Origin of the sequence: Paragemmobacter ruber, assembly GCF_009908315.1 — a bacterium.
GTDB classification, from domain to species: Bacteria; Pseudomonadota; Alphaproteobacteria; order Rhodobacterales; family Rhodobacteraceae; genus Paragemmobacter; species Paragemmobacter ruber.
Genome location: NZ_JAAATW010000001.1, coordinates 1,578,229 through 1,593,535, shown reverse-complemented (window position 1 = coordinate 1,593,535; position 15,307 = coordinate 1,578,229). Strand labels below are relative to the sequence as shown.

Here is a 15,307-nt window from a genome sequence, read left to right as displayed (position 1 = left end):
TTGGGTCGGCATAAGTAAACAATTGCTAGACATTGGTATAGTTCGTTGCCCCCGGATTGATGCAAATGCCACGCATCACAGCCAGCCACCGCGCGACATCAGCCCCATGGATTCCAGCGCGCGCCATGTCGTAAGACGGCGGGAGTGGGGACACCAGAGATCGGGGTTTTCGGTCAGCGCGTCGTAGTAGCGGTCATAGAGGGCGGAGTTGGAGAAATGCTCGCCCCGCGCCTGTTCGACGCGGGCGCGGTCCACCACCGTGTGCAGAAATTTCGTGTGCAGCAGAAGGCCCGACGGTGCCTCGGACCCGTCGGTTTCGTAGATCCGGTTCAAGCGGGGCGGCAGCAGGGAATGGGTGGAATTCACGTAAGCATAGCGCCAGTGCCAGCGCACCAGCGGCACCTTGTTCAGCGTAGGCGCGCGGCGCGGTTCGGCGGCAAAGAAGGCGCGCGCGCGGGGGCCGCCCTGAATCCAGAGATTGCCCATCGGTTGCTGGACGCGGATGCCATAGCCTGACGGATCGAACCAGTGGAGCGCGGCCAAGGGATCTTCGCCCGCCCGGTAGGGGTGATCGCCCACCGGCCCCTTGGGATAGAGGTCGAGCATCATCGCGCCCAGCATCGGGCGGCCCTGCCGATCCAGCCACTGCGTCAGCGCGCGCAGGTCGCGGCTGTCATGGTAGGGATAGATGAACAGTTCGTCGGCATCGAGCGTAAGGCACCAGTGCCCGTGACCGTGGCGCATCAGGAGCCAGTTCATCCAATCCATCCCGAAGCGCGACGCCTTGTATGAGGCCTGCGTCACCCAGAGCGACACGTCTGGCTGGGCGGCAAGGAAATCGGTCGTGCCGTCATCGCTGCCGTTATCGACGATCAGGAAATGGGCAACGCCAAGGCGCCGGTGGTGATCGAGAAACCACGGAAGGCGGACGGCCTCGTTCCGCACGGTGGAAAAGCCGAGAATATCGCCCTGACGGATCGTGGCGGTGCGGTCGTTAAGGGGATTGAGTTCGCGGCGGCGCGCGAAAGCGCGGGCAAGAAACCTGCGCCGTTTCCAGCGCAGGCGATAGGCGGCAAAAAGATCACGCGGCGCGGCGGTCAAAGGACCCCCGCGTCGGGTTACTGCGCGGCTTTCTGCAGCGCGATCATCTCATGCAGATAGGACGAGAATTCTTCGCTCAGATCAGGGCGCGACAGGCCGAAAGCGACGGTTGCCTGCAGGAAGCCCGCCTTGGAGCCGCAATCGTAGCGTTGACCGCGGAAGCGATAGCCATAGACGCCACCGGCATCCACCTCTTGCGCGATGGCATCGGTCAGCTGGATTTCACCGCCCGCGCCCTGCTTGACCTTGTTGAGGTTGGTCAGCACCTGCGGCGACAGGATGTAGCGGCCGATCACGGCGAGGTTCGAGGGTGCCGTTCCCAGGGCAGGCTTCTCCACCATGCCCTTGGCCTTGACGATGGCGCCCATGTCATCGGCAATGTCGAGCACGCCGTAGGATTTCGTTTTTTCCGGCGCCACTTCCATCGCGGCGACCATGTTGCCGCCGGTCTGCTCATACGCCTCGACCATCTGCTGGAGGCAGGGCTTTTCAGCGGCGATCACGTCATCGGGCAAGAGCACGGCAAAGGGTTCGTTCCCGATCAGGCGGCGCGCGCACCAGACGGCGTGGCCCAGACCCATGGGACGGTTCTGGCGGATATAGGCGATGGCGCCCGAATCCATGTTGGTTTCCTTGAGCACCTCAAGAAGGTCTTCCTTGCCGGATTTGCGCAGGGCGCTTTCCAGTTCGGGGGCGCTGTCAAAGTAATCCTCAAGCGCGGATTTCCCGCGCGAGGTGACGAAGATGAATTCCTTGATGCCTGCTGCGCGGGCCTCATCAATCGCATATTGGATCAACGGGCGATCGACGAGCGTCATGATCTCTTTCGGGATCGACTTGGTGGCTGGCAGGAACCGCGTTCCCAGCCCGGCCACGGGAAAAACTGCCTTTGTGACCTTCTTGATCTTCATGTCTTCACCCAATTCTTACCCGCGTCCAACGGGGTTGTAACATCGGAACCCACTACTTGGTATCTCATGCCACATATTGCAGCATTATGGCAGAATAACAGCGATTTCCTGCTGACACCTTATCTCGCAGCCGCTAACGCGCGGCGCGTTTCAGCGCAAGCGTCCCTTTGATCTGCACGAAAAAGCATCACAAAATCCGGCGGCATTTGGCCGTTCAGCGGCGGTTGCGCCCGAAAAACAGGCATTAACCCATGGCGGCCATCATCGACTCGATCACCGGGACGTCAGAGGGGTTGTTGAGTTCCCAGAACTGGCGCCCCCGCGCCTGGACCTGCACGCAGAGGACGGAACGGCCGTTTTCCAGAAAGCGAAGCTGCTCCAGACCTTCCAGCGTCTCGAGGGGGCCCACCTGCCAGCTGGGATAGGCGGCAAGGGCGGCGGGACGGTAGGCGTAGACGCCGACATGGTGAAAGACCGGGGTGGGTTCGTCATCGGCATAGTCGCGCCCGGTGAAGGGGATGACTTCCTTTGAAAAATACAGCCCGCGCCCACCCGCGCCGAACACGGCGGTGGTGCCGCCCACGCGCCCGTGGCGGCGATCCTCCAGCAGCTTGGCCCGCATCGCGCCATCGCAGCGCAGGACCGGGGTCGCGATTTCGGCCTGCGGGTTGGCATTAAGCCCGGCGATCAGGTCTTCGACGAACCAGGCCGGGGTGAGGGGGGCGTCACCCTGCAGGTTTACAACGATGTCGAAGCCGGGCAGCTTTGCCGCCACTTCGGCGCAGCGTTCGGTGCCGTTCTGGCAGGCGGTGGAGGTCATCACCACCTCGGCCCCGAAGGCCGTGGCGTGATCGGCAATGCGGGCATCATCGGTGGCCACCACCACGCGGTCGGCACCGCGCACGGCCATCGCCGCCTCCCACGAGCGGCGGATGAGCGATTTGCGCCCGTCGGGACCGTTCAACTCGACCAGCGGTTTGCCGGGATAGCGGGATGAGGCGTAGCGGGCGGGAATGGCGATGAGAACGGTCAACGGTCGGGCTCCAGCGTAAAGATGCCGCCTTCGAAGGGGTAGAAGGCCACGTCGCGGCCATCGGTCGTGACGAAGGGATAAAGGACGCGACGGGCGGCAGGGTCGCCCTGTCCTTCGCAAGTGATGCGGTGGACATAGAGGGTGGAAGCCCCGGTCAGGCGCGTGTCTTCCAGCGCGGCGAAGGCTGCAAATTCCGGATTCTCGAAGAAGGCGGCCGGGTCGTAGCTGGTGTAGGTGGCAGACTGGCCTGCAAAATCGCAGCCGTAGAAGGCGCCTTCGGCAAAGCCTGCCTCGAAGTACTGGGTGGCGCCGGTCAACGCATCGGGATCAATGAACCATGCCTCGCCGGTGAAGGCGGTCACGGTCCATGTCGTGTCGATGAAATCGGCCTGCGCCGGGGTGGCCAGCAGCGCGCAAAGGGCAAGGCCGCGGCGCAGGGTCATTTGCGCAGATCCACGCCGGGGGCAAAGGCGATGAAGAAAGGGTTGTCCCAGCCCGGCTTGCCATACTCCAGCGGCTGGTGCGTGTCGAAACGCACGACCTGCCCCCCTGCCCCGCGCAGCACGGCATCGCCCGCCGCCGTATCCCATTCCATCGTCCGGCCGAGACGGGGGTAGAGATCGGCCTCTCCGGTGGCCACGAGGCAGAATTTCAGGCTGGACCCGGCCGAGGTCATGTCGCGCACGGCATAGCGGGCGATGTAGTCATCCGTCGCCTGATCGCGGTGCGACTTGGATGCCACGACCATCAGCGCGGCATTGTCAGGGGTGGAGACGCGCAGGGCCGTGACCGGACCGGGGGTTTCCTTGTCGAAGGCGCCCGTCTCCTCTACCGCGGTGCCATCGGGCAGGGTGTAGAACAGCCGCCCCTTGGCCGGGGCATAGACGACCCCGCGCAGGGGCACGCCATCCTGCACATAGGCGATGTTGACGGTGAAATCGCCGCGGCGCTGGACGAATTCCTTTGTCCCGTCCAGCGGATCCACGATCAGGAAGGTGCGAGCGGACAGGGCATGGCTGTCGGCCTGTTCTTCGGTGATGAGGGGCAGGTCAGGAAAGGCCGCGCGCAGCCCGGCAGAGATGAGGGCATCGGCCGCTTCATCCGCTTCGGTGACGGGGGAGGCGTCGGATTTCGACTTCACCTCGAAATCCGGGCTTTCATAGATGGCGAGGATCGCATCCCCGGCCTGCAGCGCAAGGCGGCGGATGACGGGGATCAGGTGATCAAACTGCATAGAATACCTCGCATCTTTGTGGCGGAAGGGACGCCACAGTTGAACTGGACACTGGGCCGCCTTATCATCCGACGCAACGACAAGGGCAAGGTTTCCCGGCGCAGGCGCGGGCCACATCAATGGGCTGCGGGCAGAATTTCGAGGATCGGCAGGCGTGCGGTTTCAGGCGGAAGTCAGGCGGACACGGTCGAGGACGGCGCTGGGCATGTTGGAACTGGTGTTCCATGGCGCGGTCCACAACGTGCGGAAAAGCCATACGAGCGCAGTGATCGGGCTGGTCCTGAACGTGGTGCAGTCGACGCTCATGATCGTCGGCTTCTATCTGATGTTCACCTTTGCCGGGGCGCGGCCCAACGCCATACGCGGGGATTACATCCTGTTCCTGATGTCGGGCGTGTTTATGTTCATGACGCATGTCAAGACGATGAACAGCGTGATGAAGGCGGACGGCCCCACATCGGCGATGATGAAGCACGCGCCAATGAACACGCTGATCGCGGTGTCGTCAGCCGCGCTGGGGGCGCTGTACATTCAGGTGTTTTCAGCGGCGATCATCCTGTTCATTTATCACGCCGTGATCAACCCGCTGACCTTTGACGATCCGGTGGGCACCGTCGCGATGCTGTTGCTGGCTTGGGCCACGGGAATCAGTGTCGGGATGCTGTTCCGCGCGGCATCGCCGTGGCAGCCGAGGTTTTTCGGCACGCTGGCCACGGTCTATGCACGGATCAACATGATCGCGTCGGGAAAGATGTTTGTCGCCAATGCCATGCCGACAATCGTGCTGTCCTTTTTCGACTGGAACCCCCTGTTCCACACCATTGATCAGGGGCGGGGCTTTCTGTTCCTGAACTATGCGCCGCGTTACACCAGCATCGAATACCCGGTCTATGTGATGCTGACCTGCGTCACACTGGGCCTGATCGGAGAGTATTACACGGGCAAGCGCGCCTCGATCAGCTGGACGATGGGGAAGTAGCGACCACCCGCAGCGTCAGGTTGATGCGGCCGCCCCCGGGCAAAAGGCGCGAGGACCGGAAGCGCAGCCTGTCGATCCCGTGCCAGGCAAGGCGCGCCGCGCCGCCCATCAAGAGGACATCGCCAGAGCGCAGCCAAAGGCTTTCGGTCGGATCGCGGCGATCGGTGCCGCCGACGCGGAAGAGCGCCTCATCCCCCAGGCTGATGGACAGGACTGGGAAGGTGAAATCGCCCTCATCCCGATCCTGATGCAGGCCCATCTTCGCCCCTTCGCCATAGAAGTTCACAAGGCAGCAGTCGGGCGCGCGGTCGAGGCCCGTCAGACCATGCCAGAGCGCCAGCACCGATGCCGGGATCGGCGGCCATGCCACGCCTGATGGATGGGCGGCCTCATAGCGATAGCCGCGCCTGTCGGTCACCCAGCCGAGACGACCAGCCGAAGTCATCCGCACGCTCATCGGGCGGCCCCCGGGCGTGACCGGGGCGTAAAGCGGCGCCGCCGCGACAACGGCCCGCAGTTCCGCCACGAGCGCGGCCTGCGCCGCAGCATCGAGAAGCCCCGGCCAGTAGCGAAACCCCCTGATTTCCATCGGTTCGGCCATGGCTGGTTCCATCGAGACATTCCTTCGTATTGGTACGACTTTCCACCCGGGCAGGCGCTTGCAGGCCCCCGACACCCCCCTTATATACAGCGCAGGCCGGGATGTGGGCGGGCCGCCTGCCCCGGATGCACTTGGGATCGGGGCTGGATGCCTTGCAAGGGTCCAGCGCCAAAACATCGCCGAAAGAAGAGGTAGCATATCATGGCCAAAGTCATCGGGATTGACCTCGGGACCACGAACTCCTGCGTGGCCATCATGGATGGGTCGCAGCCCCGGATCATCGAAAATTCGGAAGGGGCGCGCACCACGCCCTCGATCGTCGCTTTCACGGAAAGCGAGCGACTGGTGGGCCAGCCGGCGAAGCGGCAGGCCGTGACGAACGCCGCCAACACGATCTTTGCCGTGAAGCGCCTGATCGGGCGCCGGCATGACGATCCGGCGGTGACGAAGGATCAGAAGAACATCCCCTACAAGGTGATCAACGGCGGCAATGGCGACGCCTGGGTTGAGGTGCGGGGCGAGAAGTATTCGCCGTCGCAAATCTCGGCCTTCATCCTGCAGAAGATGAAGGAAACCGCCGAATCCTATCTGGGCGAGACGGTGACGCAGGCCGTGATCACGGTGCCTGCCTATTTCAACGACGCGCAGCGTCAGGCGACCAAGGACGCAGGCAAGATCGCCGGTCTGGAAGTGCTGCGGATCATCAACGAACCGACGGCGGCCGCGCTGGCCTATGGTTTGGACAAGAAGGAAACCCGCACCATCGCGGTCTATGACCTTGGTGGCGGCACTTTCGACATCACGATCCTTGAGATCGACGATGGCCTGTTTGAGGTGAAATCCACCAACGGGGACACGTTCCTTGGCGGTGAAGATTTCGACATGCGGATCGTCAGCTATCTGGCGGACGAGTTCAAGAAAGAGCATGGCGTCGACCTGACGCTGGACAAGATGGCGCTGCAGCGTCTGAAGGAAGCGGCTGAGAAGGCGAAGATCGAGCTTTCGTCCAGCCAGCAGACGGAAATCAACCAGCCGTTCATTTCGATGGACAAGAACACCGGGCAGCCGCTGCACCTTGTGGTGAAGCTGACGCGGGCGAAGCTGGAGAGCCTTGTCGATGACCTGATCAAGAAGTCGATGAAGCCCTGCGCTGCTGCGCTGAAGGATGCCGGTCTGACCACCAGCGATATCGACGAGGTGGTGCTGGTCGGCGGGATGACGCGGATGCCGCGCGTGATCGAGGAAGTGACGAAGTTCTTCGGCAAGGAACCCCACAAGGGCGTGAACCCCGATGAAGTCGTGGCCGCCGGGGCCGCGATTCAGGCGGGCGTGCTGCAGGGTGACGTGAAGGACGTGGTCCTGCTGGACGTGACGCCGCTCAGCCTTGGGATCGAGACGCTGGGTGGCGTGTTCACCCGGCTGATCGACCGCAACACCACGATTCCGACGAAGAAGAGCCAGATCTTCTCGACCGCCGAGGACAACCAGAACGCCGTGACGATCCGGGTGTTCCAGGGCGAGCGCGAGATGGCGGCAGACAACAAGATGCTGGGCCAGTTCAACCTTGAGAACATCCCCCCGGCACCGCGTGGCATGCCGCAGATCGAAGTGACCTTCGACATCGACGCCAACGGCATCGTGTCCGTCAGCGCGAAAGACAAGGGCACCGGCAAGACGCAACAGATCACGATCCAGGCGTCGGGCGGCCTCAGCGACGAGGACATCGAAAAGATGGTCAAGGACGCCGAGGCGAATGCCGAGGCTGACCGCGCGCGGCGCGAACTGGTAGAAGCCAAGAACCAGGGCGAAAGCCTGCTGCATTCGACAAAGAAGTCGCTGACCGAGCATGGCGACAAGGTCGATGCCTCGACCGTGGAAGCGATCGAGTTGGCGATGCAGCCGCTGGAAGAGGCGCTGAAGGGCGAGGATGTCGGCAAGATCAAGGGCGGCATCCAGAACCTGACCGAGGCCGCGATGAAGCTGGGCGAGGCGATCTACAAGGCCAGCCAGTCCGAGGCCAGCGGGGCCGAAGAAGATGGGCCGCGTCCGGTGGATGACGACATCGTCGATGCGGACTTCGAGGATCTGGGCGAAAACAAGCGGAAGTGACACCGCGTGAATCGGAAGAGGGGGCGGTTCGGCAACGAACCGCCCCCACCCGGTTCTGAGAGGGGATTTTGTCCCGAATGGCAAAACGAGATTACTATGAAATCCTCGGCGTGGCGCGCGGAGCTTCAGCCGAAGAGTTGAAGAAGGCCTATCGGCAGAAGGCCAAGGAGCTTCACCCTGACCGGAATTCGGACAATCCGAATGCCGAGGCCCAGTTCAAGGAAGTGAACGAGGCTTATGATGTGCTGAAGGACGCCGACCGCAAGGCCGCCTATGATCGCTATGGCCATGCAGCCTTTGAAGGCGGCATGGGCGGCGGTGGGCGCGGCGGTCCGGGGTTCGGCGGCGGCAATGCCGATTTCGCCAGCGCCTTTTCGGATGTGTTCGAAGACCTGTTCGGCGATTTCATGGGCGGCCGCGGTGGCGGCGGACGGTCGCGCGCGCAGCGCGGATCGGACCTGCGCTACAACCTGCGGGTTTCGCTGGAGGAATCCTATCAGGGCGTCCAGAAGACGATCAACGTCCCCACATCTGTGGCCTGCGACACCTGCCGTGGCACCGGGGCGGAAGGCGGGGCGGAGCCTGTCACCTGCCCCACCTGTTCCGGCATGGGCAAGGTGCGGGCGCAGCAGGGTTTCTTCACTGTGGAACGCACCTGCCCCACCTGCAACGGCATGGGCCAGATCGTGAAGAACCCCTGCCGGTCCTGCGGCGGCGCGGGACGGATCGAGAAAGAGCGTTCGCTTTCCGTCAACATCCCCGCCGGGGTGGAGACGGGCACCCGCATCCGGCTGGCCGGTGAAGGCGAGGCAGGGCTGCGGGGCGGGCCTTCGGGCGATCTCTACATCTTCATTGAGGTGCGCGAGCATCCGATCTTTCAGCGCGACGGGATCCATCTGTTCTGTCGTGTGCCGATCAGCATCACGACCGCCGCCTTGGGCGGCGAGGTGGAGGTACCCACCATCGACGGGGGCCGCAGCCGCGTGAAGGTGCCGGTCGGCGCGCAGACGGGCAAACAGATGCGCCTGCGCGCCAAGGGGATGCCCGCCCTGCGCGGCGGCGGCCTCGGGGATATGGTGCTGGAACTGGCGGTTGAGACACCCGTCAACCTGACGGCGCGGCAGAAAGAGCTTTTGCAAGAGTTCGAAAAGCTGAGCGAAGAGAACAACCCCGAGGGGAAAAGTTTCTTTTCCAAGGTCAAGGGTTTCTGGGACGGGATGAAAAGCTGATCCCACCAGCGGCGGAAAAGGGGGGGGGCGACGGGTGACCGTCGCCCCCTTTGCATGGGCGGGATCGCGTTAAGGGCGTGTTCATGAGTTTGGGGCAAATTGTCCGCATGAAACCGCAGCACCAGTTCCATGAGGCAACGCTTCCGCTCTTCCCCATCGGGGATGAGGATGAGGCTGTCACGGCCCAACCTCTGACGGGACGGCTGCCCAGCTATATCGCCGACCATCGCAAACGGCTGCGGATGCGCTTCATGGAAAGTGGCGGTCAGGGCGTCGCGGAGTATGAGCTTCTCGAACTCATCCTGTTCCGTGCCATCGGGCGGCAGGACGTCAAACCGCTGGCGCGGCGGCTGCTGGATACGTTCGGGGATCTGGCCCGGGTCGCCTCTGCCTCGCCCGCACGGCTGTTGCAGGTGCACGGGGTGGGCGACGCCGTGGTGATGGAGTTGAAGCTGATGGAAGTGGTTGCGCAACGCATGGCCCGGTCGCGGGTGATCCAGCGCCCAGTCCTTTCATCCTGGAACGCGCTCTTGGATTATTGCCACACGGTCATGGCCCATGCCGAGCAGGAACATTTCCGCATCCTGTTCCTTGATCGCAAGAACGTGCTGGTCGCCGATGAGGAACAGGCGAAGGGGACCGTGGATCATGTGCCGGTCTATCCGCGTGAGGTGGTGAAACGCGCGCTGGAACTAGGTGCTTCGGCGCTGATCCTTGTTCACAACCACCCGTCGGGTGACCCTACCCCATCGGCGGCGGATATCGAGATGACACGCCAGATCGTGCAGGCCTGTTCGGTGCTTGGCATCACGCTGCACGACCACCTGATCATCGGCAAAAGCCGTGAGGTCAGTCTGCGGGCGGAACGTCTGATCTGAGGAAATCGGGGCGCAGCCAAAGCTCCACCCGGCGGTTCAGGCGGCGGCCTGCCCCAGTTTCATCACAGGCCATGGGCAGCGCCTCGCCAAAGGCCATGATCTGTGGCAGGCGGTCCGCTTCCAGCCCGGGGGCCGCGGCCTGCAGGGCGGCCTGAACGGTTTCCGCCCGCGTTTGGGATAGGGAGAGGTTTGCCTCGGCGGCGCCGGACCCATCGGAGAAACCCGCGAGGATCAGCGTCTCGTCCGTGAAGCCGCCCGCTTCGAGCAGGCGGGCAAGATCTTCCAACGTGGTGCGGGAATGGGCGTCAAGCGTACTGGACCCATCCTCGAAGCGGAAGGTGAAGGACAGGCGATCCGCGCCGTCCATCACATCGACCAGACGCTTCAGATCGGCAAGCGTGGTTTCGGCGCCTGCGCCCTGGATTGCGTTGATCAGGCGAAGGCCATCCGCCGTCATGGGCTGGCGTTCCGGCTGGCGGTCCACATATCCCTGCTGCGCGATAACCTGTTGCGCCTGTGGCAGGTTCAGAAACTCCAGAAACTCGCGCGCCATGAGCGGCAGGCGGCGGCGGGGCGTCAGCAGGTGCAGCGGCAGGGCAAGGGGGTAATCCTCGGCCTTGACGGCGAGGGACGTGGGCAGAAGGGGGAAGCCGCAGCTATCGGTCAGGGTCGCGATCCGGGCGGGGCCTGCCACGGCGCGCGCAGTGACGGCCAGCGCCCATGGGTCGCGGGCGACGGCGGCGGCGAGGGTGTTGAAATCCGGATGGATCACGCTGGCGACCACATCCCGCCCCAGCCGCCCCGACAGGGCACGTTGCAGGCCGTTGGTGGCAGGCAGGCCGTGCAGGACCAGCGGCATGTCGGGGCCACCGATTTCAGACCAGTTCTGCACCTCGCCCGAAAGGGCGCGGGCCAGATCGGCAGAGGACAGCTGCGCCACCGGGTTATCGGCGGCGATGATCGGCACCAGCGCATCCAGCGCCAGCGTCCGCGATCCGAGATCCGGCTCTGTCCCGGCGGAAAGGATGAGTTCGGCCCGCCCGGCCATCAGCGCCGCGCGGGCGCTGTCCTGATCCATGGGCTGAAACGAAAACTCGGCGAGAACCTGCCCCGTGGTGGGATCGGTGAGGATGGTGGCATCACCGTCAACCACATGATCGAGACCCCGCGCGCGGGCGAAGGCCGCCACAAGCGGCGGCAGCAAGGCACGGCCGGGATCGCCTTCGCCGACGATACGAACGGGGATACGGGGCGCCGTCAGATCGGGGCAGCCGGGACCATCGCAGATGACCCCCTGCCCGTCCACGGTCAGTGCGCCGTATTCCGTTTCGATGCGGTAGAACTCACCATCCCAGCCCTGCAGTGTGCCGGTCAGCGCCAGGCCACCGTCGCGCGCGGTCAGCGTCACATCCTGTGCCCACGCCCCCGACGCCACCAGACAGGCCGTAACCGCCGCCGCACACCACCAGACACGCTGCATTCCAATCCGCCGCCCTTACCTTGCGGCGGCGAGTTTCATGTCCGGCAGGGGATTATTCAAGGCCACAAAACCGCCGGCCCCGTCACATTCGGGCATGGCGAGGGTGAGGTCGGCGCGCGTGACGCGGCCGCCTTCGCTGAACAGGACTTCACCCAGCAGTTCGCGTCCGCAGGTGCGGGCGGTCACCTCGGCCTCGATGGCGAGGGGCGCCGTCGTGTCGGGCAGGTCGATGAGGCGGGCCTGCATCGGGACCGGGCCGGAGAGCGTTCCGAGGGTGGTCACAGGACCGGCGCCGGTGAGGTTGAAGGTGTCGCCTTCCATCCACTGCACGGCCAGACGGCGCAGGCTGGCCACTTCAGGCACCGGCGCGGCCACCTCGGCCAACTGCCCGTCGGGAAAGCGGATCGACAAAACCCCTGCCGGATCCAGCGCCGGGATATCGGCAAAGAGCGCACCCGTAGCGGTGGTCTGATAGGTGACGGCAAGGCCCGCATGGGCCAGTACGACGGTTTGATTGGGTTGGCATGGGGCGGCAAGGCTGATGGACAGCACGGCATCGGCGGTGGCGAAGGCATCCAGCGCGATCGGGCAGGTGTCGGCCATGGGCGTGGGACGCGGCAGGGCGGCCCCTGCTTCTGGCGCAGGGGCATCGGCCGACGCTGCGGTCGGCAAGGCGACCGGCGTTACCTGCGGGGCGGCCATGGGCGGCATCGGATCATGCGCGCCAAGGGGTGTGCCTGCGGCCTGCCGCAGGGGTGGCGGCGGAGCGACCTGTGGGACTGGAACCATGGCGGCAGATGACTGCGCGGTTCCCGATTGCATGTACTGACCGGCGCCCAGCGCCAGAAGCACCGTGCCACCCGCCATGATGAAACTACGTTTACGATCCATGTCAGCCCCTGACGCACCGTTACAGATGCGTCAGGTGCCACGGGATCGCGTCCTGCACGGGGCAGGATTGTGGCAATTTACGAAACGGTGCGCCGATCAGTCATTCGCCCCGTGGCAGTGCTTGAACCGCAGACCCGAACCGCAGGGGCAGGGATCATTGCGTGACGGGTTCCCCCACGTCGCGCGATTGGCCGGATCGAACCCGGACCGTGCGGCGGCTTCGGCCACAGCGACACCTGCGCCAGCGGCTGCAGTGGCGGGTGCCGCTGCCGCCGCGGGCGCTGCAGCAGGGGCCGGTGCCGCGGCCGGGGCGGCCGCCTGCGCGGCGCGCTGCTGGGCAAGGATCTGCTGCATCATCGCGTCCTGCTCTTCCTTGGTCATCGGGCGGATCAGCGACAGTTTCTGCGTCACCTCCTGACGAAGCGAATTCAGCATGGATTCGAACAGCATGAAGCCTTCGGTCTTGAATTCGGAAAGCGGGTCGCGCTGCGCATAGCCCCGGAAACCCACGACAGAGCGCAGGTGTTCCAGTTTCAGCAGATGTTCGCGCCATTTGCTGTCGATGGCCTGCAGAAGGACCTGCTTTTCGATGTTGCGCATCGTATCGGCCCCGAAGGCGGCGGCCTTTTCGGCCATCGCAGCCTCGGACCGCTCGGCGATGCGTTCCCGCATCACGTCCTGATCGACGCCTTCCTCGTTGGCCCAGTCGCCAATCGGCAGATCAAGGTTGAGCTTTTCCTTGACCGCAGTGACAAGGCCCGGGATATCCCACTGATCCGAATAGGTTTTCGGCGGCATGTGGAAATCAACCAGATCTTCCACCACCTGTTGGCGCATGTCCCCAGCGATGTCGTTGATGTCGTCGGACTGCATGATGTCCAGCCGCTGGCCGAAAATCGCCTTGCGCTGATCGTTCATCACATCGTCGAATTTCAAAAGCTGCTTGCGGATGTCGAAGTTGCGGCCTTCGACCTTGGCCTGCGCGCGTTCCAGCGATTTGTTGACCCACGGGTGAACGATCGCCTCGCCTTCCTTCATGCCAAGCTTGGAGAGCACTGAATCCAGCCGGTCAGACCCGAAGATGCGCATCAGATCATCTTCCAGCGACAGGAAGAAGGACGATCGGCCCGGGTCGCCCTGACGGCCCGAGCGGCCGCGCAGCTGGTTGTCGATGCGGCGGGATTCGTGGCGTTCGGTGCCCAGCACGAACAGGCCCCCGGCAGCGATGACCTTGGCCTTTTCCTCGGCGTGCTCTGCTTCGATGCGGGCGCGCACCTCATCGGGGTGAAGGTGGGGATCGGCGGCGATAGCCTCCATCACCTTCATCTCGACATTGCCGCCCAACTGGATGTCGGTGCCGCGACCGGCCATGTTGGTGGCGATGGTCACAGCGCCGAAACGGCCAGCATCGGCCACGATCTTGGCTTCCTGTTCGTGAAGCCGCGCGTTCAGCACGTTATGGGCGATGCCGGCCTTGGTCAGCATGCCCGACAGCAGTTCCGACTTTTCGATGGAGGTGGTGCCGACAAGGATCGGCTGACCCTTTTCATGCGCCCCCTGGATCGTGCGGACAATGCCTTCGTACTTTTCTTTTGCGGTGCGGTAGACCTGGTCATGTTCGTCCAGGCGCGCGACGGGGCGGTTCGTGGGAACCTCCACCACGCCAAGGCCGTAGATTTCCATGAATTCCTCGGCCTCGGTCTGGGCGGTGCCGGTCATCCCGGCCAGCTTTTCGTAAAGGCGGAAGTAATTCTGGAACGTCACGCTGGCGAGCGTCACGTTTTCCGGCTGGATGGTGACGTGTTCCTTGGCCTCGATCGCCTGATGCAGGCCTTCGGACAGGCGGCGACCGCGCATCATGCGGCCGGTGAATTCGTCGATCAGCATCACCTCGCCGTCGCGGACGATGTATTGCTGATCCTTGTGGAACAGCTTGTGCGCCTTAAGCGCCTGTGAGACGTGGTGAACCAGCGTGGTGCTTTCGGGATCGTAAAGCGACTGGCCCTCTGGCAGCAGGCCGTTTTCCTGCAGCAGCTTTTCGATGTTTTCGTTCCCGTCCTCGGTATAGGTGACGGTGCGGGTCTTTTCGTCGATCTTGTAATCTTCGTCCCGCAGGAGCGGGATCAGGGCATCGACCTTCTGATACAGGTCGCTGCGATCCTGCGACGGGCCGGAGATGATGAGGGGCGTGCGCGCCTCGTCGATCAGGATGCTGTCAACCTCGTCCACGATGGCGAAGAAATGGCCGCGCTGGGCCATATCCTCGATCGACATTTTCATGTTGTCGCGCAGGTAATCAAAGCCCAGTTCATTGTTCGTCGCATAGGTGATGTCGCAGCGATATGCGGCGCGCTTCTCCGTATCGCCCTGATAGGGGTAGACGACACCGCAGGTCATGCCGAGGGCCGCGTAGACCTTGCCCATCCATTCGGCGTCGCGTTTGGCGAGGTAGTCGTTGACGGTGACGACATGCACGCCCTTGCCCGCCAGCGCGTTCAGATAGGCGGGGAAGGTGGCCATGAGGGTTTTCCCCTCGCCCGTCTTCATTTCCGAGATATTGCCCTGATGCAGGAAGATGCCGCCTTTCAGCTGCACGTCAAAGGCGCGCAGGCCCAGCGCGCGGCGCGCGGCTTCGCGGCAGTTGGCGAAAGCTTCGGGCAGCACGGCATCCAGGCTTTCGCCGCCTTCCTGCACGCGCTTTTGCAATTCGGCGGTCTTTGCCTTGATCGCGTCATCGCTCAGCGCCGTGAATTCCGGCTCGAGCGCGTTGATCTTCGCCACGAGGGGACGAACCGACTTCACCTTGCGGTCGTTCGGCGTTCCGAACACCTTCCGTGCAAGTGTTCCAAGACCCAGCATGT

The 15,307-nt window shown here is 63.8% G+C and carries 13 protein-coding genes; 4 read left to right on the top strand and 9 right to left on the bottom strand.

Annotated elements, in window-relative coordinates:
• Nucleotides 1-75: 75 nt before the first annotated feature.
• The 5 genes from GU920_RS07790 to cysQ form a co-directional block, all read right to left on the bottom strand.
• Nucleotides 76-1,101 (bottom strand): glycosyltransferase family 2 protein, encoded by a 1,026-nt coding sequence (locus GU920_RS07790; protein WP_161766347.1) that lies wholly within the window; start codon nt 1,099-1,101, stop codon nt 76-78.
• A gap of 17 nt (nt 1,102-1,118) precedes the next feature.
• Nucleotides 1,119-2,012 carry a UTP--glucose-1-phosphate uridylyltransferase GalU gene (galU, locus tag GU920_RS07785; RefSeq protein WP_161766346.1) on the bottom strand — a complete coding sequence of 298 codons (894 nt, stop codon included), beginning with the start codon at nt 2,010-2,012 and terminating at the stop codon, nt 1,119-1,121.
• 244 nt (nt 2,013-2,256) lie between these two features.
• Nucleotides 2,257-3,045, bottom strand: a complete 789-nt coding sequence (locus GU920_RS07780; protein WP_161766345.1) for a 3-deoxy-manno-octulosonate cytidylyltransferase family protein — start codon at nt 3,043-3,045, stop codon at nt 2,257-2,259.
• The gene (locus GU920_RS07775) at nt 3,042-3,488 is read right to left on the bottom strand and encodes a hypothetical protein (RefSeq protein WP_161766344.1); all 447 of its coding nucleotides are present in this window, start codon (nt 3,486-3,488) and stop codon (nt 3,042-3,044) included. The genes GU920_RS07780 and GU920_RS07775 overlap by 4 nt, the downstream gene beginning before the upstream one ends.
• On the bottom strand, nt 3,485-4,279 hold the full coding sequence (gene cysQ, locus GU920_RS07770; RefSeq protein ID WP_161766343.1) for a 3'(2'),5'-bisphosphate nucleotidase CysQ: 795 nt from the start codon (nt 4,277-4,279) through the stop codon (nt 3,485-3,487). The genes GU920_RS07775 and cysQ overlap by 4 nt, the downstream gene beginning before the upstream one ends.
• Nucleotides 4,280-4,484: 205 nt before the next feature.
• Between cysQ and GU920_RS07765 the strand changes: the two genes are divergently transcribed.
• A complete protein-coding gene (locus GU920_RS07765; protein WP_161766342.1) occupies nt 4,485-5,258 on the top strand; it encodes an ABC transporter permease in 774 nt (257 codons plus the stop codon).
• On the opposite strand, the gene GU920_RS07760 is transcribed toward GU920_RS07765, so the two are convergent.
• Nucleotides 5,236-5,871: an alpha-ketoglutarate-dependent dioxygenase AlkB gene (locus tag GU920_RS07760; RefSeq protein ID WP_235933110.1), complete on the bottom strand. Its 636-nt coding sequence runs from the start codon at nt 5,869-5,871 to the stop codon at nt 5,236-5,238. The genes GU920_RS07765 and GU920_RS07760 overlap by 23 nt on opposite strands.
• 189 nt (nt 5,872-6,060) lie before the next feature.
• Here GU920_RS07760 and dnaK point away from each other — a divergent pair, with 189 nt between their 5' ends.
• The 3 genes from dnaK to radC all read left to right on the top strand — a co-directional run bounded on the left by dnaK (nt 6,061) and on the right by radC (nt 10,075).
• Entirely contained in the window at nt 6,061-7,968 is a 1,908-nt protein-coding gene (dnaK, locus tag GU920_RS07755; RefSeq protein WP_161766341.1) for a molecular chaperone DnaK, read from the top strand.
• 77 nt (nt 7,969-8,045) lie between these two features.
• Nucleotides 8,046-9,197, top strand: a complete 1,152-nt coding sequence (gene dnaJ / locus GU920_RS07750) for a molecular chaperone DnaJ (protein WP_161766340.1) — start codon at nt 8,046-8,048, stop codon at nt 9,195-9,197.
• A gap of 107 nt (nt 9,198-9,304) precedes the next feature.
• The gene (gene radC / locus GU920_RS07745; protein WP_161766339.1) at nt 9,305-10,075 is read left to right on the top strand and encodes a RadC family protein; all 771 of its coding nucleotides are present in this window, start codon (nt 9,305-9,307) and stop codon (nt 10,073-10,075) included.
• Here the strand turns inward: radC and GU920_RS07740 are convergent.
• The 3 genes from GU920_RS07740 to secA form a co-directional block, all read right to left on the bottom strand.
• Nucleotides 10,047-11,555, bottom strand: a complete 1,509-nt coding sequence (locus tag GU920_RS07740) for an OmpA family protein (RefSeq protein WP_161766338.1) — start codon at nt 11,553-11,555, stop codon at nt 10,047-10,049. The two genes, radC and GU920_RS07740, sit on opposite strands and share 29 nt — an antisense overlap.
• Before the next feature lie 15 nt (nt 11,556-11,570).
• Nucleotides 11,571-12,446, bottom strand: coding sequence for a hypothetical protein (locus tag GU920_RS07735; protein ID WP_161766337.1), 876 nt, complete (start codon nt 12,444-12,446; stop codon nt 11,571-11,573).
• A gap of 96 nt (nt 12,447-12,542) precedes the next feature.
• A complete protein-coding gene (gene secA, locus GU920_RS07730) occupies nt 12,543-15,305 on the bottom strand; it encodes a preprotein translocase subunit SecA (RefSeq protein ID WP_161766336.1) in 2,763 nt (920 codons plus the stop codon).
• Nucleotides 15,306-15,307 lie beyond the last annotated feature (2 nt).

Excerpts from the sequence above, each read along its gene's own strand:
- cysQ (WP_161766343.1), bottom strand. The coding sequence starts at position 4,279 with ATGCAGTTTGATCACCTGATCCCCGTCATCCGCCGCCTTGCGCTGCAG.
- radC (WP_161766339.1), top strand. The coding sequence starts at position 9,305 with ATGAAACCGCAGCACCAGTTCCATGAGGCAACGCTTCCGCTCTTCCCC.
- GU920_RS07740 (WP_161766338.1), bottom strand. The coding sequence starts at position 11,555 with ATGCAGCGTGTCTGGTGGTGTGCGGCGGCGGTTACGGCCTGTCTGGTG.
- GU920_RS07760 (WP_235933110.1), bottom strand. The coding sequence starts at position 5,871 with ATGGAACCAGCCATGGCCGAACCGATGGAAATCAGGGGGTTTCGCTAC.
- GU920_RS07765 (WP_161766342.1), top strand. The coding sequence starts at position 4,485 with ATGTTGGAACTGGTGTTCCATGGCGCGGTCCACAACGTGCGGAAAAGC.
- galU (WP_161766346.1), bottom strand. The coding sequence starts at position 2,012 with ATGAAGATCAAGAAGGTCACAAAGGCAGTTTTTCCCGTGGCCGGGCTG.
- GU920_RS07735 (WP_161766337.1), bottom strand. The coding sequence starts at position 12,446 with ATGGATCGTAAACGTAGTTTCATCATGGCGGGTGGCACGGTGCTTCTG.
- dnaJ (WP_161766340.1), top strand. The coding sequence starts at position 8,046 with ATGGCAAAACGAGATTACTATGAAATCCTCGGCGTGGCGCGCGGAGCT.
- secA (WP_161766336.1), bottom strand. The coding sequence starts at position 15,305 with ATGCTGGGTCTTGGAACACTTGCACGGAAGGTGTTCGGAACGCCGAAC.
- GU920_RS07775 (WP_161766344.1), bottom strand. The coding sequence starts at position 3,488 with ATGACCCTGCGCCGCGGCCTTGCCCTTTGCGCGCTGCTGGCCACCCCG.
- dnaK (WP_161766341.1), top strand. The coding sequence starts at position 6,061 with ATGGCCAAAGTCATCGGGATTGACCTCGGGACCACGAACTCCTGCGTG.